General features: G+C 58.6%; 24 protein-coding genes, 2 tRNA genes and 1 pseudogene. 13 read left to right on the top strand and 14 right to left on the bottom strand.

Translation table 11 applies throughout. The features are described 5' to 3' along the window. The first annotated feature begins 28 nt into the window (after positions 1 to 28). Complete coding sequence (locus AC1DNI_RS07845) at positions 29 to 673, top strand: outer membrane protein (protein WP_027229778.1); 645 nt, start codon at positions 29 to 31, stop codon at positions 671 to 673. 54 nt (positions 674 to 727) lie between these two features. Here AC1DNI_RS07845 and AC1DNI_RS07850 read toward each other — a convergent pair whose 3' ends face one another. The 4 genes from AC1DNI_RS07850 to AC1DNI_RS07865 all read right to left on the bottom strand — a co-directional run bounded on the left by AC1DNI_RS07850 (position 728) and on the right by AC1DNI_RS07865 (position 3,518). After that, on the bottom strand, positions 728 to 1,324 hold the full coding sequence (locus AC1DNI_RS07850) for a glutathione S-transferase (protein WP_477691418.1): 597 nt from the start codon (positions 1,322 to 1,324) through the stop codon (positions 728 to 730). A gap of 73 nt (positions 1,325 to 1,397) precedes the next feature. Beyond that, positions 1,398 to 2,144, bottom strand: coding sequence for a ribonuclease T2 family protein (locus AC1DNI_RS07855; protein ID WP_477691419.1), 747 nt, complete (start codon positions 2,142 to 2,144; stop codon positions 1,398 to 1,400). 22 nt (positions 2,145 to 2,166) lie between these two features. Then, positions 2,167 to 2,604 (bottom strand): hypothetical protein, encoded by a 438-nt coding sequence (locus tag AC1DNI_RS07860; protein WP_027229775.1) that lies wholly within the window; start codon positions 2,602 to 2,604, stop codon positions 2,167 to 2,169. Positions 2,605 to 2,657: 53 nt separating this feature from the next. Next, positions 2,658 to 3,518 (bottom strand): 23S rRNA (adenine(2030)-N(6))-methyltransferase RlmJ, encoded by an 861-nt coding sequence (locus AC1DNI_RS07865; RefSeq protein WP_477691420.1) that lies wholly within the window; start codon positions 3,516 to 3,518, stop codon positions 2,658 to 2,660. Between the two features lie 310 nt (positions 3,519 to 3,828). On the opposite strand from AC1DNI_RS07865, the gene AC1DNI_RS07870 reads away from it, so the two are divergent. Then, positions 3,829 to 4,671 carry an EamA family transporter gene (locus AC1DNI_RS07870; RefSeq protein WP_477691421.1) on the top strand — a complete coding sequence of 281 codons (843 nt, stop codon included), beginning with the start codon at positions 3,829 to 3,831 and terminating at the stop codon, positions 4,669 to 4,671. Between the two features lies 1 nt (position 4,672). On the opposite strand, the gene AC1DNI_RS07875 is transcribed toward AC1DNI_RS07870, so the two are convergent. Next, positions 4,673 to 5,320 carry a glutathione S-transferase family protein gene (locus tag AC1DNI_RS07875; protein WP_477691422.1) on the bottom strand — a complete coding sequence of 216 codons (648 nt, stop codon included), beginning with the start codon at positions 5,318 to 5,320 and terminating at the stop codon, positions 4,673 to 4,675. Positions 5,321 to 5,448: 128 nt separating this feature from the next. Between AC1DNI_RS07875 and AC1DNI_RS07880 the strand changes: the two genes are divergently transcribed. From AC1DNI_RS07880 to AC1DNI_RS07890, 3 genes are all read left to right on the top strand, one after another. Beyond that, positions 5,449 to 7,554 carry a molybdopterin oxidoreductase family protein gene (locus AC1DNI_RS07880; RefSeq protein WP_477691423.1) on the top strand — a complete coding sequence of 702 codons (2,106 nt, stop codon included), beginning with the start codon at positions 5,449 to 5,451 and terminating at the stop codon, positions 7,552 to 7,554. Positions 7,555 to 7,637: 83 nt separating this feature from the next. After that, the gene (locus AC1DNI_RS07885) at positions 7,638 to 7,943 is read left to right on the top strand and encodes a type II toxin-antitoxin system RelE/ParE family toxin (RefSeq protein ID WP_477691424.1); all 306 of its coding nucleotides are present in this window, start codon (positions 7,638 to 7,640) and stop codon (positions 7,941 to 7,943) included. Continuing rightward, positions 7,937 to 8,245: an addiction module antidote protein gene (locus tag AC1DNI_RS07890; RefSeq protein WP_477691500.1), complete on the top strand. Its 309-nt coding sequence runs from the start codon at positions 7,937 to 7,939 to the stop codon at positions 8,243 to 8,245. The genes AC1DNI_RS07885 and AC1DNI_RS07890 overlap by 7 nt, the downstream gene beginning before the upstream one ends. A 35-nt stretch (positions 8,246 to 8,280) precedes the next feature. Here the strand turns inward: AC1DNI_RS07890 and purN are convergent, their stop codons facing one another. Together purN and purM are read right to left on the bottom strand one after the other, a co-directional pair. Beyond that, positions 8,281 to 8,892, bottom strand: coding sequence for a phosphoribosylglycinamide formyltransferase (gene purN / locus AC1DNI_RS07895; protein WP_477691425.1), 612 nt, complete (start codon positions 8,890 to 8,892; stop codon positions 8,281 to 8,283). Between the two features lie 8 nt (positions 8,893 to 8,900). Next, positions 8,901 to 9,977: a phosphoribosylformylglycinamidine cyclo-ligase gene (gene purM / locus AC1DNI_RS07900; RefSeq protein ID WP_477691426.1), complete on the bottom strand. Its 1,077-nt coding sequence runs from the start codon at positions 9,975 to 9,977 to the stop codon at positions 8,901 to 8,903. A 173-nt stretch (positions 9,978 to 10,150) separates the two neighbouring features. Between purM and AC1DNI_RS07905 the strand changes: the two genes are divergently transcribed. From AC1DNI_RS07905 to hdaA, 3 genes are read left to right on the top strand one after another with little or no spacing between them, the layout of a single operon-like run. Beyond that, complete coding sequence (locus tag AC1DNI_RS07905; RefSeq protein ID WP_113281912.1) at positions 10,151 to 10,693, top strand: CDP-alcohol phosphatidyltransferase family protein; 543 nt, start codon at positions 10,151 to 10,153, stop codon at positions 10,691 to 10,693. Next, complete coding sequence (locus AC1DNI_RS07910) at positions 10,680 to 11,879, top strand: AI-2E family transporter (RefSeq protein WP_153667734.1); 1,200 nt, start codon at positions 10,680 to 10,682, stop codon at positions 11,877 to 11,879. Before AC1DNI_RS07905 ends, AC1DNI_RS07910 begins: the two co-directional genes overlap by 14 nt. A 32-nt stretch (positions 11,880 to 11,911) precedes the next feature. Beyond that, the gene (hdaA, locus tag AC1DNI_RS07915) at positions 11,912 to 12,604 is read left to right on the top strand and encodes a DnaA regulatory inactivator HdaA (RefSeq protein WP_477691501.1); all 693 of its coding nucleotides are present in this window, start codon (positions 11,912 to 11,914) and stop codon (positions 12,602 to 12,604) included. Positions 12,605 to 12,663: 59 nt separating this feature from the next. Here the strand turns inward: hdaA and AC1DNI_RS07920 are convergent, their stop codons facing one another. Both AC1DNI_RS07920 and AC1DNI_RS07925 read right to left on the bottom strand, forming a co-directional pair. Beyond that, the gene (locus AC1DNI_RS07920; protein ID WP_477691427.1) at positions 12,664 to 13,065 is read right to left on the bottom strand and encodes a hypothetical protein; all 402 of its coding nucleotides are present in this window, start codon (positions 13,063 to 13,065) and stop codon (positions 12,664 to 12,666) included. Positions 13,066 to 13,083: 18 nt separating this feature from the next. Then, positions 13,084 to 15,532 (bottom strand): annotated as a pseudogene (locus AC1DNI_RS07925) (arylsulfatase). A 350-nt stretch (positions 15,533 to 15,882) separates the two neighbouring features. Here AC1DNI_RS07925 and AC1DNI_RS07930 point away from each other — a divergent pair. From AC1DNI_RS07930 to AC1DNI_RS07945, 4 genes are all read left to right on the top strand, one after another. Further along, positions 15,883 to 15,959 (top strand) — tRNA-Pro (locus AC1DNI_RS07930). A gap of 74 nt (positions 15,960 to 16,033) precedes the next feature. Then, on the top strand, positions 16,034 to 16,339 hold the full coding sequence (locus tag AC1DNI_RS07935) for an ETC complex I subunit (protein WP_027232353.1): 306 nt from the start codon (positions 16,034 to 16,036) through the stop codon (positions 16,337 to 16,339). Between the two features lie 50 nt (positions 16,340 to 16,389). Then, a tRNA-Arg gene (locus AC1DNI_RS07940) sits at positions 16,390 to 16,466 on the top strand. A 38-nt stretch (positions 16,467 to 16,504) separates the two neighbouring features. Then, a complete protein-coding gene (locus AC1DNI_RS07945; RefSeq protein WP_477691428.1) occupies positions 16,505 to 17,881 on the top strand; it encodes a glycosyltransferase WbsX family protein in 1,377 nt (458 codons plus the stop codon). Positions 17,882 to 17,963: 82 nt separating this feature from the next. Here the strand turns inward: AC1DNI_RS07945 and AC1DNI_RS07950 are convergent, their stop codons facing one another. The 4 genes from AC1DNI_RS07950 to AC1DNI_RS07965 all read right to left on the bottom strand — a co-directional run bounded on the left by AC1DNI_RS07950 (position 17,964) and on the right by AC1DNI_RS07965 (position 21,251). Then, the gene (locus tag AC1DNI_RS07950; protein WP_477691429.1) at positions 17,964 to 18,947 is read right to left on the bottom strand and encodes a Bug family tripartite tricarboxylate transporter substrate binding protein; all 984 of its coding nucleotides are present in this window, start codon (positions 18,945 to 18,947) and stop codon (positions 17,964 to 17,966) included. Between the two features lie 272 nt (positions 18,948 to 19,219). Then, positions 19,220 to 19,678, bottom strand: a complete 459-nt coding sequence (locus tag AC1DNI_RS07955) for a hypothetical protein (RefSeq protein ID WP_477691430.1) — start codon at positions 19,676 to 19,678, stop codon at positions 19,220 to 19,222. Positions 19,679 to 19,759: 81 nt separating this feature from the next. Next, entirely contained in the window at positions 19,760 to 20,179 is a 420-nt protein-coding gene (locus AC1DNI_RS07960) for a hypothetical protein (RefSeq protein WP_477691431.1), read from the bottom strand. Positions 20,180 to 20,351: 172 nt separating this feature from the next. Further along, positions 20,352 to 21,251 (bottom strand): LysR family transcriptional regulator, encoded by a 900-nt coding sequence (locus tag AC1DNI_RS07965; protein ID WP_477691432.1) that lies wholly within the window; start codon positions 21,249 to 21,251, stop codon positions 20,352 to 20,354. A 264-nt stretch (positions 21,252 to 21,515) separates the two neighbouring features. Between AC1DNI_RS07965 and AC1DNI_RS07970 the strand changes: the two genes are divergently transcribed. After that, positions 21,516 to 22,502, top strand: coding sequence for an MlaD family protein (locus AC1DNI_RS07970; RefSeq protein ID WP_477691433.1), 987 nt, complete (start codon positions 21,516 to 21,518; stop codon positions 22,500 to 22,502). An 813-nt stretch (positions 22,503 to 23,315) separates the two neighbouring features. Here AC1DNI_RS07970 and AC1DNI_RS07975 read toward each other — a convergent pair. Next, positions 23,316 to 23,492, bottom strand: a complete 177-nt coding sequence (locus AC1DNI_RS07975) for a hypothetical protein (protein ID WP_153667724.1) — start codon at positions 23,490 to 23,492, stop codon at positions 23,316 to 23,318. Positions 23,493 to 23,690 lie beyond the last annotated feature (198 nt).

Raw genomic sequence — 23,690 nt, forward strand, 5'->3', positions numbered from 1 at the left:
AAAAGAGTTTAAAAAAAAGGAGATTGCCATGCGCACTCTTAAAACAACCTTCCTCGCGTCGGCCGCTGTGCTGATGCTTTCCGCTCCCGTATTTGCCGCCGACGCTGTCATGGAACAGCCGCCAGCACCGGCTCCTGTCGAAGCAGCGCCTGTCGCATCCGACTGGTCAGGCGCTTATCTCGGTGCCTATGGCGGCTACGGCTGGAACAAGCACAAGACCGATGACGGCAAAATCAATGCCGACGGTTTCAAAGGTGGTGCTTATGGTGGTTACAACTTCCAGAACGGCCAGTTCGTATACGGTGGTGAAGCCGATCTCGGCTATTCCGGCGGCGATGAAACCCGCAACGGCATCAAGGCCAAGCAGGGCGTAGAAGGCTCGGTACGTGCCCGTGCCGGTATCGCCCTCGACCCTGTGCTGCTTTATGGCACCGGCGGTCTTGCCGTGACGAACAGCAAGCTTTCGGCCGACACCGGCAGCGATTCCAATACGCTGCTCGGCTGGACGGTTGGTGCGGGCGCCGAAGCCAAGATCACCAACAACATCGTTGGCCGCGTCGAATATCGCTACAACGATTTCGGACGCAAGGACTACGATCTTGGTGGCCTCAGCGACGTTTCGAGCAAGCTGACCACAAACGAAGTCCGGGTTGGCGTTGGTTACAAGTTTTAAGCCAGCCGGATGACGAAAGGGGTCGGACAGGCAACTGTCCGGCCTTTTTTTGTGCTATTTCGGCAGCAGCGCCGCAAGTTCGGGGTGCAACTCCTCGAAGCGCTTCTGCCAGCGCTTCAATTTCGAGCGGCCCTTTTCCCATTTGCCCTCGAAGCGCAGGCTTGCATAGGCGAGGGCCGCCGCGAGCGCGATATGCCCGCCATGGATCTTCTTTCCCAGGCGCGGCGGCGCGGCATTGAGGTGATCCAGCACGCGTACCGCCTTGCCCCATTGGCGATCGAGCCATGGCTGATGAATTTTCTCTTCCGGATGAAACCGTCTTTCATAGACATGCGCGAGCAGTACATCGCAAAGCCCGTCGGCGATCGATTCGAGCTGTTCGGCCTCAAGGCGCTTTTCCGCGTTGCGGGGGAAAAGCTTGTTGCCGGACAGGCGGTTGAGATACTGCGTGATCACCCGGCTGTCGAAAATAGCCTTGCCATTATCGAGGATGAGCGTCGGAATCTTGCCGAGCGGATTGGCGTCGATCAGTTCGGCCGGCTCGGCATTGCTGTCGACGAGTACGCTGTCGATCGGCACGCCGGAATAAAGCGCGGCCATGCGAACCTTGGTGCTATAGGGCGAGGCGGGGGAATAGAGAACTTTCGTCACGATGACGCTCCAGCGTGTTGCGATTCGATGGTGAAACGTAAACGCCGCGAGCGTTTTCGCAAAGCGGTCCCGATTATTGGGCAGCGGGCATTGCGACGGCGCGTTGCCGGCAACTCGAGCGGTCAACCTCAGGGCAGGCCCGGAAATTCAGATCCTTGGTCAGGCAGATGCGCACTTCGCGAAGATAATCACGGTCGCATGTCACGGCGACGCCCGCTTTCGGTATGCCGGGATTGGCGGATATGAATGCCTGTTCGATAACCAGCGGATTAACTTGCGGGCGTGCGGTCGGTTGGCGATATGCTCCGGGGATCGACACCCGATCCACCGCGCGGCGCATCACGGCGAAATAGTCCTGCTGGCTGAGGCCACTGCAAGCGCCATGCTTGCGCCATTCGTACGTGACGAGCCCGACAGAAGGCATGATGTCCGAAAGCTGCTTCGCTAAGGCGTAAGGCACATCGCGTGGCCCGGTAGTGTCGCAATCCTCGGGATAGCCTTGCTCATATTGCGGCCACAGTCCGTGCACCACGAAGCCGTAGGGGCGGCCGGAACTGCATTGCTGCCGGTTGGCCTTCGCGCCCTCCGCCGCGCAGTAGCTCGCCGACCAGGAGAGGGCAAGGACATAGAAATCGAACCCCGAACCTATGGGGACTGACTTTGCATCCGTAGGGGTGGATCGTTGCGCGTCCTCCGAGATTTCGGGGACCGGCGCCGCCCCGGTGATTTCCGGCGCATTCTGTTCGCGCAGATAGGTGAGAACTGAAATCGCGAGCAGTGCCGCAAACAGCGCGTAGCCGGCCCATTTGCCGATCGGCATCACCTAACGAGGTTTCGGCGGCTCAGTACAGCGTGCGGCACTGGCCGTCATAGACGTGCCAGCGATCGAATCCGGCCACGCAGAACTCGACATTGTTGCCGATGCCGACAAAGCCCATGCCGTCCTCGACCACGTACCAGACCGGGCGCTGGACGCCGTCGCTCAGATGCGCGGTGGCCTTGCAATAGTGGCGCTCGACGGCGGCAAGTTCGGGCTCGCGACTCGGCTCAAAGCGCGTCATGCGAACATCGCTGAAATTCTGTATGCCGACCTGCGGCAGGTTGGGCACGTGCCGCACCTGATAGGCGAACCGGTTCACGATGCGGTTCAGCACACTTGCCTGGCCGCATGTATCGTCGTAGCCGCCCTGAACGTAGTCCGCTGCCCTAACCGGGATCCCTGAGGACAATACGACGCTGACCGCAAAGCCAACCGCAAGGAGGGGTGATAGGCGTGCCATGTGTGTACTCTCCACTAATCTTTGCCGCAATTTCGACCAGCAGTTGCTTCCGGTCAAGCGTCAACTTGTTCCCCGCGTACCCAATCGACTGTAAAGCCTGCATTTTTTTCCTCAGTGAGGATTTTTGACAACGCCGGGAAGAGAATGCGCAGTTCCGCTTCCAGCGTGAAAGGCGGGTTGACGATCATCATGCCGGTGCCGTCGAGCCGCGGCTCGGCCGACGGCGCGCGAATCATAAGCTCCGTGCGCAGGATCTTGGGAATGCCGGTATCGCGCAGCGCTTCCGCGAAACGCCTGACTTCCTGGCGGTCCTTGACCGGGTACCACAGGGCAAAGGTTCCACCGGAAAAGCGCTTGTGCGCCTTGGCAAGGCTGTCGACCAGCCGGTCGAACTCGCCCGCAACCTCGAATGGCGGATCGACGAGGACGAGGCCGCGCTTTTCCTTCGGCGGCAGATGCGCGCCCATGGCGAGCCAGCCGTCGAGCTGGGTTACGCGCACCTGCACGTCGCCGGCAAAGAGGTCGCCGAGCTGCTCTGCATCCCGTGGGTGCAGTTCGAGGGCGGAAAGCCGGTCCTGACGCCGCAGCAAGTGGCGCACGATGAGCGGTGAGCCGGGATAGTGCCGCATCGCTCCATCGGCATTTTCGGCCCGGACGATGTCGAGGTAAGGAGACACGAGCGCGGCGACGTCGGGATCGAACTTTGCCTCCAGCAGCCTGCCAATGCCGTTCTGCCATTCATTGGTCTTGCCGGCCTCGACACCCTTAAGGTCGTAGCCGCCGACCCCCGCATGGGTATCGATGACGCGAAACGCCTGTTCCTTGCGCTGCAGGTAAAGCACCAGCCGCGTCAGGATGATGTGCTTGACCACATCCGCGAAGTTGCCGGCGTGATAGGCGTGGCGATAGTTCATGCGCTGCTTGTTTCACGATGTCCTGCCGCTCGCAAGTATCCGGTGTGACCGCTGCCTCATTTTGATGCTGCGCGTGCCTGGGGCAGGGCGCGGATCCACAATCATTGCCGTGCTCCAGCTACCACCGCCGCTTCCACCCATCGCTGCCGTCTTCCCCGGGCTCGTCCCGAGGACCGAGGAAGCGGCCGAAAGCAAGCCTTCAATTTCCCTGAACCTGTGCTTTCAAGCAACCAATTTGCCAAATGTCATAAATCTGTCCTATAGGGCCGCAGGGCACACTCGTATCGCTGGCGTGCTACGGGTTAGCAACATGTCCGGGACTGTCATTCTCATTGTGCTCTTTGCCGCGTTCATGCACGCGAGCTGGAATGCCGTCGTCAAATCCGAAGGCGACAAATTTCTCAACACCGTCGTCGTTGTCACGTCGGCAGGCCTGATCGCGGCAATCTGCCTGCCATTTCTGCCGCCGCCGGCGCGGGAGAGCTGGCCGTTTCTCGCCGCGTCGGGCGTCGCGCAGGTGATCTACCTCATCCTCGTCGCGGCTGCCTATCGCAGCGGCGATATGAGCCAGGCCTATCCGATCATGCGCGGCACGGCGCCGCTTATCGTGGCGATTGCCAGTGGGCCGCTCATCGGCGAGGTGCTTTCGCTGCAGAAATGGGCAGGCATCGCGCTTATTTGCGGCGGCGTCCTCGCTCTGGCGCTGGAGGCGAGGCGGCGGGCTTCCGCCAATCGCGCCGCGACGATGTTTGCGCTCGTGAATGCCTTCGTCATCGCCACCTATACCCTCATCGACGGCATCGGCGTGCGCCATTCCGGCGCGCCCGCCTCCTATACGATGTGGGTTTTCGTCCTCAATGCTGTACCGCTCTTCTTGTGGACCGTGGTGATGCGTCGCGGCGAACTCTGGCCGCATTTCACCAGGCGCATACGCCTTGCCACCATCGGCGGCGTCGGAACGCTTGGCTCCTACGGCCTCGCGCTCTGGGCGATGACGATGGCGCCGGTGGCGACGGTCGCGGCATTGCGCGAGACCTCCATTCTTTTCGCCGTTGCAATTTCCGCGCTGGTTCTCCACGAGCGCGTTGGACCGAAACGTATTGCCGCCGTGGCGTTGATCGCGGCTGGTGCGGCAGTCATGCGGCTCGCCTGACCTATTCGGGCCGCATATCGAAATAAGGCCTTGCTTCCTCCACGGCGCGCGCGAAAGATGGGCGCTGCATCAGCCTGTCGAGATAGGCAGAGACACCCGGATATTCGGCGCCGAACGGCACGGACAGGTTGGCATAGAATAGCGCCGGCGAGGCCGCGCAATCGGCCATTGTATAACGCTCGCCCGTCGCCCAGGTTTTGCCGCCGAGTTCCTTTTCAAGCACGCCGTAGGCTGTGTTGAGCTTCGCTTTTGCCTCCTCGACGCCGAAACTGTCATTCTGGCCCTCGGGGCGAAGCTTGTCCGTCACGGTCTTTTGCATCGGTACCTGCACGTGCAGATCGAAGAACCGGTCAAGTCTGCGCGCCTCGAAAGCTTCCTCGCGATCCTCCGGCAACAGTTGCATTTTGCCGGGATAATGCTGGTCGAGATATTCGATAATCAGGCTCGACTCCGGGACTGTCCTGCCGCTTGCCGTATCGCGAAGCACTGGAAATTGGCGGATCGGCCAAATCTCGGTGAAGCGTGCGTTTTCCGCCGCATCCATGAAATTGACGACGTGCTTCTCGAAGGCGATGTCCTTCTCGTAGAGGGCCGTCAGAACCTTCTGGCAGAAGGATGACAATGGGTGAAAATACAGCGTCAGCGACATTTCTTCCTCCGCTTTGATCATTACTAAAGTAGTTGCTTAACTAACAACGATGATGGGGCGCGGTCAAGCTTGTCACCAAGACAAAAAGCGGCATTTGTGCCGATGTGATTTTGCGCTATGGATCGGACATGAACAAAGCTGTCCTTCTTCGCACCGGCCATTCCGCATGCCCCCACGACTGCCCGTCGACCTGCGCGCTCGATGTGGAGGTTCTCGACACGGGCCATATCGGGCGGGTGCGCGGCGCCAAGGAAAATACCTATACGGCCGGCGTCATCTGCGCCAAGGTCGCCCGCTATGCCGAGCGCATCCACCATCCGGAGCGGCTCTTGAAGCCGATTATCCGCGCTGGCGCCAAAGGCGAGGGGCTGTGGAAGGAGGCAAGCTGGGATGCTGCGCTCGACCTCGTCGCCGAACGGTTCCTCAAGGCTGAGGCAAGGTACGGCTCGGAAACCGTGTGGCCCTATTACTACGCCGGCACGATGGGACTTGTGCAGCGCGACTCGATCCATCGCCTGCGCCACGCCAAGAAATATACCAACCAGTTCGACAGTATTTGCACCAATCTCGCCTGGAGCGGCTTTTATGCCGGCACCGGTAAGCTTGGGGGCGTCGATCCGCGCGAGATGGCAAAGTCGGATTGTGTCGTCATATGGGGCACGAATGCCGCGGCGACACAGGTCAATGTCATGACCCATGCCGTGCGCGCCCGCAAGGATCGCGGCGCAAAGATCGTCGCCATCGACATCTATGAGACGGCGACGGTGCGACAGGCCGATCTCGGCCTCGTGCTCAAGCCCGGCACCGACGGAGCCTTCGCCTGCGCCGTCATGCACGTGCTTTTCCGCGATGGCTTCGCCGATTGGGACTATCTCAATGCCTATACGGACGATCCGAAAGGGCTTGAACGGCATCTCAAGGATAAGACTCCGCAATGGGCCGCGGCGATCACCGGCCTTTCAGTTGCAGAAATCGAAGAATTCGCCCGTCTCGTCGGCACGACCAAGAAGACGTTCTTCCGCCTTGGCTATGGATTTGCCCGCCAGCGCAACGGCGCGGTCAATATGCATGCGGCGCTGTCGATCCCGGCCGTGACCGGCGCCTGGAAATTTGAAGGCGGCGGCGGCTTCCATTCCAATTCCGGCATTTTCCGGATGGACAAGCGCGAGATCGAGGGGCGGGCCTTTGCCGATCCCTCGATCCGCCACATCGACCAGTCCCGCATTGGCCCCGCATTGACGGGCGACGCATCGGCGCTCTATGGCGGACCTCCCGTCACCGCGATGCTGGTGCAGAATACGAACCCCGCCAATGTCGCGCCGGAGCAGCGGCTGGTGAAACAGGGCATGCTGCGCGATGACCTCTTCATGGCCGTGCATGAGCAGTTCATGACCGATACGGCGAAGCTCGCCGATGTCGTGCTGCCAGCGACGATGTTCATGGAACATGACGACATTTATCGTGGCGGCGGCCAGCAGCACATCGTGCTTGGGCCAAAACTGATCGACGGACCCGGCGAGACACGCCCCAATCTTTTCGTCATCAACGAACTCGCCACGCGGCTCGGCGTCGCGCACCTGCCGGGCTTTGATCTCGATGCAAAGACCCTCATCGACAATATGATGGCGGCGAGCAATCTGCCGGGCTTCGACGCGCTCAAGGCCATGCGCTGGCTCGACATCCAGCCCGACTTCGAGACCGCGCATTACGAAAAGGGCTTCGCCTGGCCGGACGGCAAGTTTCGCTTCAGGCCGGATTGGGTGAACGGCCCGTCGCCCAACCGTCCGCCGCAATCCATGGGGCTGCAGGGGCCTTACAGCACGCTGCCGGCATTTCCGGACTATTGGGAAGCGATCGAGGCGGCCGATGAAAAGCATCCGTTCCGGTTGGCGACATCGCCGGCGCACAACTTCCTCAATTCGACTTTTTCCGAAACACCGACCTCGACCGCCAAGGAACAGCGTCCCGAACTTTTGATTCATCCGGAAGACGCTGCGGCGCTCGGCATTATCGACGGCGCGCGCGTCGAGATCGGCAATGAACGTGGCGAAGTCATTCTGCACGCTCGCGTCGAAGCGCGGACGAAGCGCGGCGTCGTTATCTCGGAAGGCATCTTTGCCAATTCCGCCTTCGAACGCGGCGAGGGCATCAATGTGCTGACCGGCGCCGATTCACCGGCTCCCAATGGCGGCGCGGCCTTTCACGACAACAAGATTTGGGTGCGGCTTGCCTGAACCGGCCGCTCCCGCTGCGTATTTTTTGGTTTTGCATAACTAATTTCGTTTGCTCAATTTGACAACTATGGTTTACAGTATTTATGTTGACGGTCCAGAAGACGGATGTGTTTCAGCAGTGGATCGACAGGCTTCGCGATATAAGGGCTAAGGCGATCATCTTAAGGCGGATTGATCGCCTGGTTGCCGGCAATCCGGGTGATGTTAGGCCTGTAGGCCGGGGAGTGAGCGAGCTTCGGATCGACTATGGTCCTGGGTATCGCGTCTATTATGTGGAGCAAGGCGGATCGCTGATTATCCTCCTTTGCGGCGGCGACAAGAGTACACAGGGCCGCGATATCGGGAGGGCGAATATAATGAACAACGTTTTGAGAGAGACGAAATCGTGATCAAACTGAGCCAATATGATCCTGCTGACCATCTCGATTCCGAAGACGTCATCGAAGAATATTTGGCAGCGACCTGTGCGGATGGTGATCCTTCGGAAATCGCAAGAGCGCTGGGCGTCATCGCAAGGGCTCGAGGAATTACGGAACTTTCGCGCACGACCGGCCTCAGTCGTCAAGCGATATATAAGGCCTTGAGCGGCGACGGAAATCCGGAACTTGCAACCATAGCGAAAGTCGCCCAAGCACTAGGGTTCCGTCTATCCTTTGTTCGAACCTCGAACGATGAACAGGACGCCGCCTAAGCGGCTGAGGGGGATCCCTTGCGGAAAAGCGGAGCCTAGTCGCTGAAAACGGTGCGCCCTTCGTGCATCGTGGCCTTGCCGCTGGCAACCAGCGCGAGTGCACGCGCATAGGTTTCGTGCTCGACGGATAGAACGCGCTCCGCCAAGGTCGCCGGCGTGTCGCCGGTCTTTACGGCAACTGCGGTCTGGGCGATGGCCGGACCCTCATCCATGCCTTCGGTGACGAAATGCACGGTGCAGCCATGCACGCGCATACCGGAGGCGAGCACCTGTTCGTGGGTGTGAAGGCCCCTGAACAGCGGGAGCAGGGAAGGGTGGATGTTGAGCATCCGGCCTTCCCACTGCCTGACGAATTCCGGCGAGATCAGCCGCATATAGCCGGCAAGGCAGACAATATCGGCGTTTGCCGCATGGAGCGCGGCGGAGACGGCGGCCTCGTGTTCAGCCTTGGAGGTAAAATCGCGATGCGGGATGGCGATCGCTTCGATCCCTTCGGCGCGCGCTGCTGCAAGCCCGGCGGCATCGGCCTTGTTGGCGATGACGACAACGATTTCCGCCGGATAGTTGGGCACCTTTGCTGCTTCGATAAGCGCGCTCATATTGGAGCCGCGCCCGGAAATCAGGATCGCCACCCGCTTCTTCTGCATTCCGGCGCTCACAGCGCCAGCTTACCATGGTAGACGACGCCCCGATCGGCACCGGCCACCATGGTCCCGAGGCGCACAGCATCTTCGCCCTGCGATTTCAATGCGGTGAGTACCGCGTCGACATTCTCAGGCGCTACGACTGCGATCATGCCGATCCCGCAATTGAAGGTGCGCAGCATTTCATCGCGCTCGACGCCGCCGGTGCTGGCGAGCCAGGAGAATACGGACGGAACCTTGATCGCGGAAAGATCGATGCTGGCGGTCAAGTGCTTTGGCAGCACGCGGGGAATATTGTCCGGAAAGCCGCCGCCGGTGATATGGGCGAGCGCCTTGATCGCCTTTGTTTCGCGAATGGCTGCAAGGAGTGGTTTTACATAAATGCGCGTCGGCGTCAGCAATGCTTCGCCAAGCGGCGTACCGGATTTGAACGGTGCATTGTCATCCCAGCCGAGCCGGGAAAGTTCGACGATGCGGCGCACCAGCGAAAAGCCGTTGGAATGAACGCCCGAAGAGGCAAGTCCGAGAATGACATCGCCTTCGACGATGTCGCCGGACGGCAGCAGTTCATTGCGCTCGGCTGCGCCGACGGCAAATCCAGCGAGGTCATAGTCGCCGTCGCGATACATGCCCGGCATTTCCGCCGTTTCACCGCCGATAAGTGCGCAGCCGGCCTGCAGGCAACCTTCGGCGATGCCGCTTACGATCGCGGCGCCCTGATCGGGGTCGAGCTTGCCGGTGGCGAAGTAGTCAAGAAAGAACAGCGGCTCGGCGCCCTGCACGACGAGATCGTTCACGCACATGGCAACGAGATCGATGCCGACCGTGTCGTGGACACCGGCATCGATGGCAATCTTCAATTTGGTGCCGACGCCGTCATTGGCGGCCACCAGGACCGGATCGGTGAAACCTGCCGCCTTGAGGTCAAAAAGGCCGCCGAAGCCGCCAATTTCGCCATCCGCGCCGGGCCGCCGCGTCGAGCGCACGATCGGCTTGATCTTTTCGACGAGCAGATTGCCGGCATCGATGTCGACGCCTGCCTGCGCATAGGTGAGGCCATTCTTGCCGGCTTGGTTCTTGTCACTCATCGTCAGCTCCGGATTTTGATGGCGAAATGGCACGACTTACGCGTGGCTGCAAGAACTTATGCCGGGAGCGGCGGAGAAAACGCCACTTATTGACACTTTGCCCCGCGCAAGCACTTGAGCGTCAGCGTTCATCGCGCCATGTAGAGCAGAGATGCATGCCTTGAGGAAGACGCGTGACCATTCCCAACTACATCACAATCTTCCGTTTTATTCTGGTTCCGTTCATCGTCATGGCGCTGTTGTCCGGCTACGTCGGAGCGGCTCTTGCAGGATTCATCGTTGCGGGTGTTTCGGACGGTGTCGACGGGTTCATCGCGCGCCGCTACAACCAGAAATCCGACCTAGGAGCCTATCTCGATCCGATTGCCGACAAGGTATTGCTCGTGTCGCTGTATGTAGTCCTTGGCTTCCTCAAGGAGTTGCCGGTCTGGCTCGTCGTCATTGTCGTTTCACGAGATATCTTCATTATTGGAGCCGTGGTGCTCGGCACTGTCATTGACAGGCCGGTCGCAATGCATCCATTACTGGTCTCAAAGGCGAATACCGTATTTCAGATCATACTCGTCGCGGTGACGCTTGCCGATATTACATTTGATTATTCATTTGCCGGCATCCGCGCCGTGCTCACCTGGGGCGTTGCCCTCTTGACCGTAGCTTCCGCGACTGCCTATCTCGTCGCCTGGACAAAACACATGGCTGGATATGACAAAGACTGAAAGCAAGGGCGTAGTCACGACCAAGACACAGGCGATCCCGGTCGAGATCCCCGATCGTGACATCCATGTGGAAGTTGAGGTCAATACGCTTGCCAGCAGCGTTCGCCGTCAGGCGGTGTTCTGGACAGCTGCTCTCCTTTTCCTCGGCCTTTTCCTCTATATGTTCTCCTCGATCCTGCTGCCATTTGTGGCCGGCATGGTGCTGGCCTATTTCCTTGATCCCGTGGCGGACCGGCTGCAGCGGCTCGGCCTGTCGCGACTGCTTGCGACGGTGGTCATCCTTGTCCTGTTCATCGTGACATTCGCGCTGCTCCTTATCATCCTCGTGCCCGTTCTCGCTTCGCAGATGAGCGATTTCATCGCGCGCCTGCCAAGTTACGTGGCACGCCTGCAGGAATTGATCGCCAACCGCGATTCGCAATGGCTGAAGAATTTCATCGGCGTAGACGCCTCGGTCATCCGCAACAGCCTCGATTCGCTGCTGCAGCAGGGCGCGGGTTTCCTGACCACGCTGCTGCAATCGATCTGGAGTTCGGGCAAGACGCTGATCGATGTCTTTGCGCTCTTCGTCGTGACCCCCGTCGTGGCATTCTACATGCTGCTTGATTGGGACCGGATGGTTTCCAAGATCGACAATCTGGTACCGCGCCAGCACGTCTATACGATACGTGCCATTGCCCGCGACATGAACAAGGCGATCGCCGGGTTCGTCCGCGGCCAGGGCACCGTCTGCCTCCTCCTCGGCGTCATCTATGCCGTCGGTCTTACCATTGTCGGATTGAACTTCGGCCTTCTCATTGGCCTCTTTGCCGGTCTGATCAGTTTTATTCCCTATGTCGGATCGCTGGTCGGCCTTGTCGTTGCGCTCGGCGTGGCCATGGTGCAGTTCTGGCCCGAATGGGGCCATATTCTCGGCGTCGCCATCGCCTTTGGCGTCGGCCAGTTCATCGAAGGCAATATTCTTCAGCCGAAACTCGTCGGTTCGTCCGTCGGCCTGCATCCGGTATGGCTCATGTTCGCGCTGTTCGCATTCGGAACGCTCCTTGGCTTTACCGGCATGCTGATCGCCGTACCGACCGCCGCTGCCATCGGCGTTCTCGTGCGGTTCATGATCGGACGCTATAAACAATCCCCGCTCTACACAGGCGACTACCCCAAATCCGATGAGCCCAAACAATTGAGGTGACAGGGCAGGAGAGCTGGCTGTATTTCATCGCCATGACCAGCACGATTTCGCCCCGCCAACTCCCGCTCGATCTCGGCCATGAGCCAGGATATTCCCGCGACGACCTGATCGTGTCCTCATCCAACATGGCGGCCGTGGATATCGTCGATCGCTGGCCGGAATGGATCGCGCCGGTCGTGGTGCTCGCCGGGCCGACCGGTTCGGGCAAGACTCACCTTGCTGCAATCTGGAAGGCCGAGGCCAATGCCCTCGTCGTCGACCCGCGACGCATCGGCGCCGCTGCGGGTGAGGCGGGTCCATTCCTCATCGACGATATCGGCGACGGTAGAATTGATGAAGCCGGTCTCTTCCACCTCATCAACAACGTCCGGCAGAGCGGCTCGAGCCTGTTGATGACATCGCGCAAATGGCCGGCCAACTGGCCGGTGACGCTGCCGGACCTTGCCTCGCGCCTGAAGGCGGCAACGACGGTGGAAATCGGCGAGCCCGACGACATGCTGTTGTCCGGCGTCCTCTACAAGCTTTTCGCCGACAGGCAGATTGCCGTCGAACCCAGCGTAATCGGCTTTCTTGTAAGCCATATCGAGCGATCGCTCTCGACGGCAAATCGGATTGTTGAGCGGCTGGACAGGGCAGCACTTGAGCGCAAATCGAAGATAACGCGCGCGCTCGCCGCCAGCCTGGTGACGGCTATCGACGAAGGGCAGGCCGCTTTCGATCTTTAAAAATGGTCTTACCGAGCCCGGAGACGATCGATAATTGCATTATCTGTTGCCCACAACCCTCAAGCGGTGTCGCGGGAAGGTGCCAAAATAAATGCGAGGCACCAGCCAGCGATCGCAAGGTGGGCGATAGCGACTGGCCAGAGGCCGATGCCGGATAGTCCAGGGCGGAACGCCGCCAGCACCAGAACCGCGGAGACACCAAAATTATAGACAAGCATGGCCGCTACCAGCCCGCGCGCGGCATCGCTCGCCGCGTCGACGCTTGCCCGCCAGCAAGCAATGCCAAGGGCGAGCAGCGCAACACCGGCTACACGCGCAACCGTGGCACCGGTCGCATCAACGCCCGTGCCGAGGAGCAGTTCGACGAGCATTGCAGGCGCAGCCAGCAGCGCCACTCCGGTCGCGCCCTCGGCCGCAGCCATCACGGAGAGAAGCGGCTTGGTATTTACGCGCCCCGGCATTGTGCTTTGCCCCTTTCGCTATTGTCCGAGCTTGAAGGTCACTTTGTCGATCGTTCCCGTAAACTTGAACGGAGAATCGTAGCGGTATTCGAAGAGAGCAACTCCGGTGCGGGTATCGACGCCAACATCAAAACTCTCATCCTCGGGGAAGGTAACCGGAATGGTGTGATCCATCGTGTTCCTGGCAACCTCCTTGCCGTCTACTGAAAGGACGCCGGTCCCGCCCGTGCCGAGACCTTTGCCGTCCGATTTGAAATCAAAGACAATTGTGTGCTTGCCGGGTTCCAGTTCCGGGCCTTCCCACACGGTCCGCTTGAGGTCGAGAAGGTTGTAGAGAAACACGATCTTGCCGCGACCGACGCCGAATTCGCCTTTGCTCAGGAACAGACCGTAGCCGCCGAACCTTCCGCCCTCGGTGACGATCATGCCTTCGGCACCGCCTGCGGGTATCTCCACGTCAGCACTGATGGTGTAGGACTTGTTGAGCGTACCTGGCGCGGCACTCGCCGGAACGCCGCTTAGTTCGCCAGAGTAAGTAAATTCCGTTCGGCCGGCCGTGAGACTTGGCCGCGGCGTATTCCATCGCGAAAGCGTCGAATTGTCGAGCGGCAGGACGTCGTACTTTTTTGCCTCCGCATAGAACAGGTCCTGTAGTTGCTTGAGCTTGTCCGGCATGGCTGCCGCAAGATCGTTGAACTGGGTGGGATCCTCGTCGACATTGTAAAGCTCCCATTTATAACCGGATATCACATCGGGCGGCGTTGCGGTGCTGAGTTCCCATGGCCGGGTTGCAGGCGTTGTCGCCGCGACCCAGCCATTGTCGTAAATGGCGCGATTGCCGAGCATCTCAAAATACTGCGTCGTGTGCCGGGTCGGCGCGGTGGCGTTTGCCTTGTCCCACGTATACACCATGCTCGTCCCCTCTATGGGGCGCTGCTCGATCCCGTTGACCGTTTCGGGCATCGGAATGCCGGTGGCTTCGAGCAAGGTCGGCACGATATCGATGACATGATGGAACTGGCGGCGGATACCGCCGACGTCCGTAATGTGGCCGGGCCAGGACATGGCGACGCCCTGTGAAGTGCCGCCGAAATGCGATGGTACCTGTTTGACCCATTTGAACGGCGTATCCATCGCCCATGCCCAGGCCGCGGCATAATGCGGAAACGTTCGCTCGGATCCCCAGAACGGATACCAGAGATACTGGTCCTTTACGGGCACGTCGACGCCGTTGAAGGTGGTGAACTCGTTCGGCGTGCCGTCGAGCATGCCCTCGGCACTCGCGCCGTTATCTCCGCCGATATAAATGATCAGCGTGTTGTCCAGTTCGCCAAGGTCTTCGACGGCCTGAATAACCCGGCCAATCTCGTTGTCGGCGTAGGCAAGGTATGCTCCATAGACATCCGCTTGCCTGATGAAGAGCTTCTTCTCCTCCAATCCAAGCGAATCCCATTCGGGCAGTTCCTTCGGCCATGGCGTCAGCCGGGCGTTGTCGGGCATGATCCCCAGGCGCTTCTGGTTGGCGAAGATGGTCTCGCGAAGCTTGTTCCAGCCCTCGTCGAACAGGTGCATGGCGCTGATCTTCTTGATCCATTCCGGCGTCGGGTGGTGCGGGGCATGCGTGGCGCCGGGCACGTAATAGACAAAGAACGGTTTTTCGGGCGCGATTTCCTTCAACTGGTTCATATATTGGATGGCCTCGTCGGCCATTGCCGTTTCTAGGTTCCAGCCGGGATTACCTTCGAAGGGATAGATGGCCGTGGTGTTGCGAAAGAGGTTCGGCTGCCATTGGCTGGCGTCGCCGCCGACGAACCCGTAGAAATAATCAAAGCCCATCCCTGTCGGCCACTGAGTAAATGGACCTGCCTGACTCGACTGGTAGGAGGGCGTGTTATGATTTTTTCCGAACCACGACGTCGCGTAACCATTCTCCTTGAGGATTGTGCCGATCGTCGCCTTCTCGATTGGAATGATCGAATCATAGCCCGGGTATCCGGTGGCTATTTCGCCGACCACCCCCCGCACCGACCGAGTGGTGGTTGCGGCCCGTTATCAATGCCGCCCGTGTCGGCGAACACAGCGACGTCGAGTGGAAATTAGTGAAACGCAGTCCGGCATTGGCGATCCGGTCCATCGCCGGCGTCGGTATGACACCACCAAAGGTGCTTGGAGCGCCAAAGCCCTGGTCGTCCGTCATGATCAGGAGGATGTTGGGCGCGCCTTTCGGGGGTACGACGCGCGGCGCCCACCAGGGTTGCGAGTCCGCAGCCTTTTCCCTGATCACCCCGCCAAACTTTGGCGGTGGTGGGGGAAGTTGCTTGCCGTCGATCGTGGTCGTGGCTCCCGGTAAACCCGCTTGCCCGCTCACCGATTGCGCGAAAGCTGTCGGGTAACCGATTCCTGTCAGGGCCGTAAAGCCAATGGCGGCAATGAAGGCGCGAGAGACGTGCAGATAGCGAGAGTGCATGGAACCCTCCTCTTGGCCACGCGAAGCAAGGTCCTCGTGAGGGGGCAATCACCTGAAGCGATTGCGCCACAGGGCCGCACCCCATTCCGTGATACTTGCAACGCGTGGAGTGTCTGCGGCAGCATCTGGCCTGTAAAGTACATTACTGTAACCTACAGTTCGACGTCGTAGGCCCTGTCAGTTCAGATTCCATTGTCTGATTTTGTGCTTCAGACTGACACCGTGGTAAGGGCTTTTGGCGGCACAACGCGCCACTGCAACCCGTTTATTCCGTTTTAGACCGTTTTCTTGATTTCGGCTCTTGCGTTATCGAAGCTAAGACAATAGGGAACTCAGCGTCCAAGAACGGACGGAGCGTAGCGCAGTCTGGTAGCGCATCTGGTTTGGGACCAGAGGGTCGCAGGTTCGAATCCTGCCGCTCCGACCATTTTCAGTGAAGTTGCTGCTGGAGTTCGGCAAAAGCCTGTAATATATCGGCATTGCAGACAAAGGGATTCTTCGATGGCAGCGCGCATTTATCGTCCAGCAAAAACAGCCATGCAGTCAGGGAAGGCGAAAGCCGACACCTGGACGCTCGAATACGAGCCGGAACAGCCCCGCAAGGTTGAACCGCTGATGGGCTATACCTCGTCGCGCGACATGAAGAGCCAGATTCGCCTGACTTTCGAGACCAAGGAAGAGGCGATTGCCTACGCGCAAAAAAACGGCATCGCTTTCACGGTACTGGAACCCAAGGAAACGCGCCGCCGCGCCGTCTCCTATTCGGAAAACTTTCGCTTCGACCGCAAGCAGCCCTGGACGCATTGATTTACTGAATTTTGCGCCTGTCCGCCGGGATGGGCGCGCCGATACCAAACGGTCCCGTAGCTCAGCTGGATAGAGCACCGGCCTTCTAAGCCGACGGTCGCTGGTTCGAATCCAGCCGGGATCGCCAAAATTAGTGCCCGGGCGAGCACGAGGACGAGGTAGCCAATGAACCGCCTTTTTGGGCCCGAGCGTTCTGGATCTGCTGCCAATCGAGTTGGCCCGGATATTTCAGACAGCGGCCGCGTTACAGATTCCGTGGACACCTCCAAGCTGATCGCCTTCTATCTGCCCCAGTTTCATCGGGTGAAGGAAAATTCCGCTTGGTGGGGTCCCGGCTTTACCGAGTGGACCAATGTCGCGCGTGGCCGGCCCAATTTCGACGGCCATTACCAGCCGCATATCCCGCGCGAGCTCGGCTTCTACGATCTGTCCTACGTGGAACCCCTGGCGGAACAGGCGGCGCTGGCGCGCCAATATGGCATCCACGGTTTCTGCTTTTACCATTACTGGTTCAGCGGGCGACGCATTCTTGAACGTCCCGCAGAAAACTTTCTCAAATCGGATATCGATATTAAGTTTTGCCTCTGCTGGGCCAACGAAAACTGGACCCGGACCTGGGACGGCGACACCAGGAGCGTGCTTCTCGAACAGAAATATGCCGAAGGCGATGATGAGGCCTTCATCGCCAGCCTCATCGATTACTTCAAGGACGATCGCTATATCAAGATCGACGGCAAACCGCTGCTTGTCGTCTATCACGCCAAAGAAATTCCAAACCCGAAGAAGAGTTTTGCCGTCTGGCGCGAATTTGCGAAGCGGCAGGGGTTTCCGGACCTGCACATTGCCGCGGTGGATTTTTATGATATCTCGGCGCCTCAAGAGTGCGGGGCCGATGCACTGGTCGAATTCCCGCCGCACAAATTCATCGGTGCGGAAAGCCGGCCCGACCGGTCGCCGATCACGACCAATCCGGAGTTCTCCGGCCGCTTTGTTGACTACCGCAAGATGGTAGCTCAAAGCGTCAACCGGCCGGTGCCCGCATTTCGGCTTTATCGTGGGATTATTCCAAGCTGGGACAACACCGCGCGCCGCCAGGACACGGCAACGACGATCATAAATTCCAACCCATCACTCTATGGCAGATGGCTGCGCTATTTGCGGGCCTATACGCGAACCGAGTTTGACAAGGGCGAAGACAATTTCATCTTCATCAACGCCTGGAACGAATGGGGCGAGGGCTGTCATCTTGAGCCTGACCAGAAGTGGGGATTGTCCTATCTTGAAGAAACGCGCGACTCGTCCTTCTACAAGCGCGATGACGCAGCAGAACAGTCCATCGAGGCCGCGCGCTCGTCTGTAATCGAGGTCTTGTCCCAGGCGTTCCGCGAGGCCGACCCGGAGAAGGACGCCGCACTCATCGCCAAGGACCTGGCTGAATATCGACCGCCCAGTCAGTTGACGCGAAGACTGTCGGGGCTATTGGCGCGGTGGCCCTGGCTGCACCGCACGGTCAAGACAATATTCCAGAAGATCAATGCGTGATTTCAACACGATAGCAGTGTGTCCCGAGCGTTTCTGAAATTGGCGGGAAGCGGGGCGCGCACCCCGCTTCCCCTCGATTCCCTCAATCCAACTGAATGTTGGCCTCTTTGACAATCGGCGTCCATTTGGCGATTTCTGCCTTCACATGGGCCGCCAGTTCCTCCGGGGTGGAACCAACCACGGTGGCGCCAAGATCCGTCAGTCGCTTGATTACGTCCGGGTCCTGTAGCGCCTTGTTGGCGGCCTCGTTGAGTTTGGCAACCACCTCGGGCGGGGTGCCGGCCGGGGCGAAAAGCGCATTCCACGTATAGGTTTCATAGCCTGGAATGGTCTCGGCAATGGCCGGAATATCAGGCAGAACCCGCACCCTTTCCTTGGTGGTTACGCCTAAAGCGCGCAATGTGCCCGCCTTGATGTGCGGTCCTGCCGAAGGGGGATTATCGAAGAGGATCTGGACCTGACCGGCAAGAACGTCGTTCAACGCCGGGCCCGCGCCCTTATAGGGGACATGTTGCATCGATACGCCGGCCATTTTCTTGAAGAGTTCTCCCGACAGATGCAGCGGCGTTCCGGTGCCTGAGGAGGCGTAGCTGTATTTGTCGGGATTGGCCTTCAGCAGGTCTATCAGTTCCTGAACCGATTTTACCGGCAGTGCCGGGTTGACCACGAGCATGTTAGGAACCATCAATAGCAGCGATACCGGCGCAAAGTCCTTTTCTGGATCATAGGTTTTGGTCTTCAAGATCAAGGGGTTCAGCGCATGCGACGCAACCGTGCCCATGAGAACGGTGTAGCCATCCGGTTCAGCCCGCGCCACAAAGCTCGCGCCAAGGCTGGTGCCGCCGCCGCCCATGTTCTGGACAATAACTTGCTGGCCGAGCAGACCGGACATCTTGGCTGCGATCACGCGGGCGACAACATCCGTCGAACCGCCCGCAGCAAACGGCACGACCAGCGTAACCACATGATCCGGGAAAGTTCCTGCCGTTGCCGGCGCGGAAAAACCGATTGCCGACAAAGCGGCGATGCCGGCAGCGAGGCATGCGCGCCGGGTTAGCTTGTACATTGACACCTGTATTCCTCCCAAATGTATAGATAAAATATAGAACTTTCGGCGTGATAAGTTTGCATATATAGCAATAAATTATACTGCGTTTTACGCATCTACTTGTGTATAAATCACAGCAAGGAAAATAGTGGGTCGTGTATTTTCCCAATTTGGTTGTGCAAAAGATTGCGACCGGAAGGTCAATTAAATATTCTAGTGCAATTCCAGGATGGAAGGTATTAGACTTTAGATTGTCGGTATTCGCCCTGGGGTTATCGAGGTCCGGCTTGTTATCCGACCCTGCGATATACGAGATCGAAGTCGTGCGCCCAGTACGTGCCGTCTTGCGAGCGTTGCCACGAACCTTTGATCGTGTTTCCTCCGGTGTCGAACGTACCGACATAGCGCTGGAAGAAACCCGGAGAATCGCGCCAAAGCTTCCACACTCCGTCACCAACCGTCATGTTGACGATGCGGTGTACGTGCCGTGCATCAGTGTAAAGCATCGTGAAAAGCCCGGTCGCATCATCGAGCCCGATGATTGACGTGATCGGAAACGGGGAATTTTCCGTCCATTCGCGTGGAAGGCTCGGCGCCATCTCCGCGTCGGCCCGCTGGATCACGAACTGCCTGTTGGCCAGCCATTCAAAGCGGGTATGACCGCTGGCCATGGGCTTGCCGCCAATGGTCGCGTCCGTGCGCCACTCGCCAATGAAGGGGATCAGGCGTTCGAGCAAGGCATCGGACATTATCGCTCCCCCAATTACGCCCCCTGCTTTTGGACCAGCCTCCGCCAATTATATCGCAAGATCCGCTTTGTCATCGCTAGCTTATTGGTGCGACCGTCCCGACCCACCCATATAGGCGTCGCCGCCGCGGGGCAGGTAGATCTTCTGGTCCCCGTAACCGCCGTCGTTATTCGAGGACGGGCGGGGATTTGATGGCGGGTTGACGTTCGGTCGGTTGTTGTCACTGTTGCTGTAGTGACGGCGGTCGTCATTGCCATTGCGATCGTAACGGGAGCGATCGTATCTGTAGCGGTCGTACCTATAGCGGTCATTCCGGTAAGGGTTATAGCGGTAGCCATTGTAGCCGGGGCCATCATAAAATCCGCTATAGACGGTCGTCCCGTAATAGCCGCCATATCCGCCATAGCCGCCGTAATAAGGACCTGTCGTCTCGACGCAGCCCGAAAGAAAAACCGCAGAGAGACCCACTGCTGCAGCCAGCGTCAAATATCTGATGGACATAGAAGTCTACCTCCCATACGGACCGTTATTCTATCACTGTTCAACAACTGCGCGCCGGAAAAAGTTCCAGCGCGAAGTGCAACGGCTCGCCGTCCAGTCAAAGAACCTTCGGTCCCATTATTTCTAGTGTGATCTTTGTACGATCGACCTGCTGAACGCAGGCTGAATGGCTTCAACAGTCCCAGTAGGCCGGAGAACCGAAGGCCTTGCGCAGATGGTCGGCAAGGGCCCTCAGCTTGGCTGAAGGCGTGCGGCCTTCGGGGTGGGCGATGTAGATGTGCTCGGCCGCCGCCGCCACGCCGATATCGATAACCTGCAATTGCCCGGCCTTGATCGCTTCGCCGGCGACGAAGCTCGGCAGCATTGCTATCCCGATCCCGGCAACGGCGGCATCGCGCATCGTGTCGCCATTGTTGACCCTGAGCCCGATCCGGCCACGGACGGTCATCACGGTGCCGTTCGTTGGGAAACTCCAATCGGCCACGCCGCGGTTTGCATAAAAAATACCTTTGTGCTGGTCGAGCGCTTCGATGGAATCCGGAGTTCCATAACTATCGATGTAAGCGGGCGATGCGACGAGCACGCGCTGACTGCTCGCCAGGCGCCAGGTGATGAGGCGGGAATCGGCAATCGGACCGTGGCGGATGACGGCATCGTAACCATCGGACGCCACGTCGACGCGGCGGTCGTCGAGATCGAGAAAAAGCTCGATATCGGGATGCGCTTTCAGAAACGGGAAAAGGGCAGGGCCGAGATGCATGCGCCCGAAAGTTACGGGCGCGGAAATGCGCAACGGGCCCACCAGCAGGCCGCGCCGCTCGGCCATGTCGGCTGCCGCATCCTCCACCTCACGCGTAATGCGTGCCGCGCGCTCGAGGAAGGCCGCGCCATCCTCGGTCAGGGCAAGACTGCGTGTCGTGCGATGCAGAAGCACAGCCCCGATCTGACGCTCCAGTTCCGCAAGCCTTTCACTGACGATCGATTTCGATAGCCGCAGCCGGCGGGCGGCCTCGCTGATCGAGCCTGCTTCGGCCACGGCGACAAAGGTTGCAATCCCCTCGAGCTTCATCATTGTTCGACAATATCCGAAAATGCCTTCCTGGATATTCAAGTTAATCCGAACGCTGGGCAAGCGCCATACGTGTCGAAGCGCCGGGCCTGTTTTGCTGGTCCCGGCACGGCTGCCAAACTTGGCCAATCCGACATTCGTCACAACCAACACCTCGATCAATGCGTACATTGGAACGCTTTAAGGCTGAACGCCATTGATTTGCCGCGACATGAGGCGGTAATGAGAAGATCAATTTTCTGAACCTGTGTTCATTCCGGAATTTCAATGGAAACCAAGGCCAACTATTTTCTTGTAGCTATATTCTTGCTCGCGGTGAGTTTCCTCGCATTCGGTTTCTTTTACTGGATCGGGCGTTATGGAGAGACGCGCGAGACTGCCACGCTAGAAATCAGGGTTCCCGGATCCGTGACTGGCCTTGCTGCCAATAGTCCGGTCTATTTCAATGGCTTGAAGGTAGGGCAGGTGCGTCGATTGTATATCGATTCGACCAATCCGGACGCCGTGATCGTCCAGACCGACATCGATGCGACAACGCCGATCACGCGTTCGACGGTCGCGACGCTTGCGTTCGAATTGCTGGCAGGCCGCGCCTATATCGAGTTGAAAGGCGGCAAGGCCTATGAGCCCAAGCTTCTGGAGGAGGCGGAAAAGGAGGACACTGTTGCGCGCGTCGACATTGACCCCACATCGTTGAAAACCCTGGTTCAGACAGCGCAGGACTGGATTGACCGCGTCGACAAGGCAACGACGGCGACCGAGAAATACATTGCCGACACCCGCGGGCCATTTGTCGAAGGCATCAACCAGGCCAAGGCGGCGACAGACAAGTTGGCTGCTAGCACCGATCTGATCAATAAATATGGCGAGCGCGCAAAAAGCCTCAATGAGATCACGCATGATGCGCGTGACGTGATCGCCCGCATCAACGAAGCCTCCGTTAAAATCGACAATGCCCTGGCGAAGGTCGATCGTGAACTGTCAGATGAAAAAGGCAGCGCCGTCAGCGACGCACGTGCCAAGCTTGAAGCCTATCAACAGCAGGCCAAAACCCTGGATGCTCAATTGGCGTCCATCTTGAAGAACATCGGCAGTTTCACCGGCACGAAGCTGCCGGAGGTGCAGAAATTCATTTCGGCGAGCCGGCGTTCCGTCGACAGCATCGACCGGGCGGTCTCGGGTTTTGCAGATGATCCCAAGAAGCTGTTTTTCGGTGAGGACAGCAAGGTTCCGGAATTCGAGGCTCCGCGCTGAGCGCTGGCAAGCTCACGAGGCGTAATACATTCCGGCGAGATAACTGCTCGCAGCGATAGCGATCAGCACGACCGCTAGCGGCCAATAGAGATAGGCTTTTAATTCACCGTCTAAACAGCGTGTGTTGTCATCAAATGTGGCTGGAATATTCGCTGCGGGGGTCTTTGCCCTCTTCTTCAACGCGATGAACGGCACAACTACTCACCTTCCGAACTGACGGCCCAGATACAAGACTACCGGTATGATGATCAGAAAGATGATGAGGTATCCCCAGATTGAAGTGAGGTAGGGCGCGTAATCCTCTCGTTCCTTCCGTTCATCCTCCTCATCCATTGGTGCCTCCCACATCTGCCCGTGACACAGTGATTAAGAGGACTTAGAGCCAACTAATGAATGCGGCTCAGGTCGCATCAAGCCATGGTGGCAGGTTGAAAACAATTCAACAATTCAGGCTACGTCGTTAGATCAAAAGCGGAAATGTGCACTAGTTCGAAAGTGTATCGCCGCCAGGCCAGTCCGGGCGCACGAGCAACGTCAACCGACTGCGTCAAGGCTGCGCCTGTTGAGCCGGGCGACATAACAATCGTGGCGATAATAGCAAGGTCTGGCAGAGCTGCAACTTCAACGGGTCAACGCCGAAGTCATACTACCCTAGGGTTGCAGAGACAAACATGTATTGAAATGATTGGGGTGGCGGGCTTCGAATGCCCCGCGCTCGCCCATCGTAAGCAACCCAGCACGACTTGGCGGGAAGCACGCAATTTTGACCTGCCAGCAAGCCGGCAGGTCAAATATTTTAAATTGTCATTGTCGTCATGCCGTGTGCTGTTTGAACCTGCGATGGGTGAAACCACCCTTGGCGCGCCTCAAAATATCCGAAAGCTTGTTGGGGCTTGCGGGCTTCTTTGGCATTTCTTCGCGGACTTTTTGTAGAATTTGTTGGCTTGCACAACTGGCATTATGGGGCAGATGAAGCGTCACGTCGCCCATTTCGTCACTCCCTGGAGAAGAGCAAATTACCTTCCGTTGGTCGGAAGGCTGAAAGCTTAATTGTCGCCTAAGCCGATATGTGTACGCCTAGTTTCGTGCTTATACAACTAAGATCAATGTCGGCAGCAGTCACATTCTGCGTTTGTTATTCAACATGCCGTGAAAAACAAGAATAGGATTGCCGGTCAAGCAGGCTGG

This window comes from Phyllobacterium sp. 01N428 (genome assembly GCF_056399405.1).

What these genes read in the sequence shown, in the direction of transcription:
- AC1DNI_RS07965 (WP_477691432.1), bottom strand. Translation starts at nt 21,251, where the DNA reads ATGATGAAGCTCGAGGGGATTGCAACCTTTGTCGCCGTGGCCGAAGCA.
- AC1DNI_RS07950 (WP_477691429.1), bottom strand. Translation starts at nt 18,947, where the DNA reads ATGTACAAGCTAACCCGGCGCGCATGCCTCGCTGCCGGCATCGCCGCT.
- AC1DNI_RS07970 (WP_477691433.1), top strand. Translation starts at nt 21,516, where the DNA reads ATGGAAACCAAGGCCAACTATTTTCTTGTAGCTATATTCTTGCTCGCG.
- AC1DNI_RS07920 (WP_477691427.1), bottom strand. Translation starts at nt 13,065, where the DNA reads ATGCCGGGGCGCGTAAATACCAAGCCGCTTCTCTCCGTGATGGCTGCG.
- purM (WP_477691426.1), bottom strand. Translation starts at nt 9,977, where the DNA reads ATGAGTGACAAGAACCAAGCCGGCAAGAATGGCCTCACCTATGCGCAG.
- AC1DNI_RS07875 (WP_477691422.1), bottom strand. Translation starts at nt 5,320, where the DNA reads ATGTCGCTGACGCTGTATTTTCACCCATTGTCATCCTTCTGCCAGAAG.
- hdaA (WP_477691501.1), top strand. Translation starts at nt 11,912, where the DNA reads ATGACCAGCACGATTTCGCCCCGCCAACTCCCGCTCGATCTCGGCCAT.
- AC1DNI_RS07865 (WP_477691420.1), bottom strand. Translation starts at nt 3,518, where the DNA reads ATGAACTATCGCCACGCCTATCACGCCGGCAACTTCGCGGATGTGGTC.
- AC1DNI_RS07885 (WP_477691424.1), top strand. Translation starts at nt 7,638, where the DNA reads ATGTTGACGGTCCAGAAGACGGATGTGTTTCAGCAGTGGATCGACAGG.
- AC1DNI_RS07880 (WP_477691423.1), top strand. Translation starts at nt 5,449, where the DNA reads ATGAACAAAGCTGTCCTTCTTCGCACCGGCCATTCCGCATGCCCCCAC.
- AC1DNI_RS07945 (WP_477691428.1), top strand. Translation starts at nt 16,505, where the DNA reads ATGAACCGCCTTTTTGGGCCCGAGCGTTCTGGATCTGCTGCCAATCGA.
- AC1DNI_RS07935 (WP_027232353.1), top strand. Translation starts at nt 16,034, where the DNA reads ATGGCAGCGCGCATTTATCGTCCAGCAAAAACAGCCATGCAGTCAGGG.
- AC1DNI_RS07845 (WP_027229778.1), top strand. Translation starts at nt 29, where the DNA reads ATGCGCACTCTTAAAACAACCTTCCTCGCGTCGGCCGCTGTGCTGATG.
- AC1DNI_RS07860 (WP_027229775.1), bottom strand. Translation starts at nt 2,604, where the DNA reads ATGGCACGCCTATCACCCCTCCTTGCGGTTGGCTTTGCGGTCAGCGTC.
- AC1DNI_RS07870 (WP_477691421.1), top strand. Translation starts at nt 3,829, where the DNA reads ATGTCCGGGACTGTCATTCTCATTGTGCTCTTTGCCGCGTTCATGCAC.
- purN (WP_477691425.1), bottom strand. Translation starts at nt 8,892, where the DNA reads ATGCAGAAGAAGCGGGTGGCGATCCTGATTTCCGGGCGCGGCTCCAAT.
- AC1DNI_RS07960 (WP_477691431.1), bottom strand. Translation starts at nt 20,179, where the DNA reads ATGTCCATCAGATATTTGACGCTGGCTGCAGCAGTGGGTCTCTCTGCG.
- AC1DNI_RS07975 (WP_153667724.1), bottom strand. Translation starts at nt 23,492, where the DNA reads ATGGGCGACGTGACGCTTCATCTGCCCCATAATGCCAGTTGTGCAAGC.
- AC1DNI_RS07955 (WP_477691430.1), bottom strand. Translation starts at nt 19,678, where the DNA reads ATGTCCGATGCCTTGCTCGAACGCCTGATCCCCTTCATTGGCGAGTGG.
- AC1DNI_RS07910 (WP_153667734.1), top strand. Translation starts at nt 10,680, where the DNA reads ATGACAAAGACTGAAAGCAAGGGCGTAGTCACGACCAAGACACAGGCG.
- AC1DNI_RS07855 (WP_477691419.1), bottom strand. Translation starts at nt 2,144, where the DNA reads ATGCCGATCGGCAAATGGGCCGGCTACGCGCTGTTTGCGGCACTGCTC.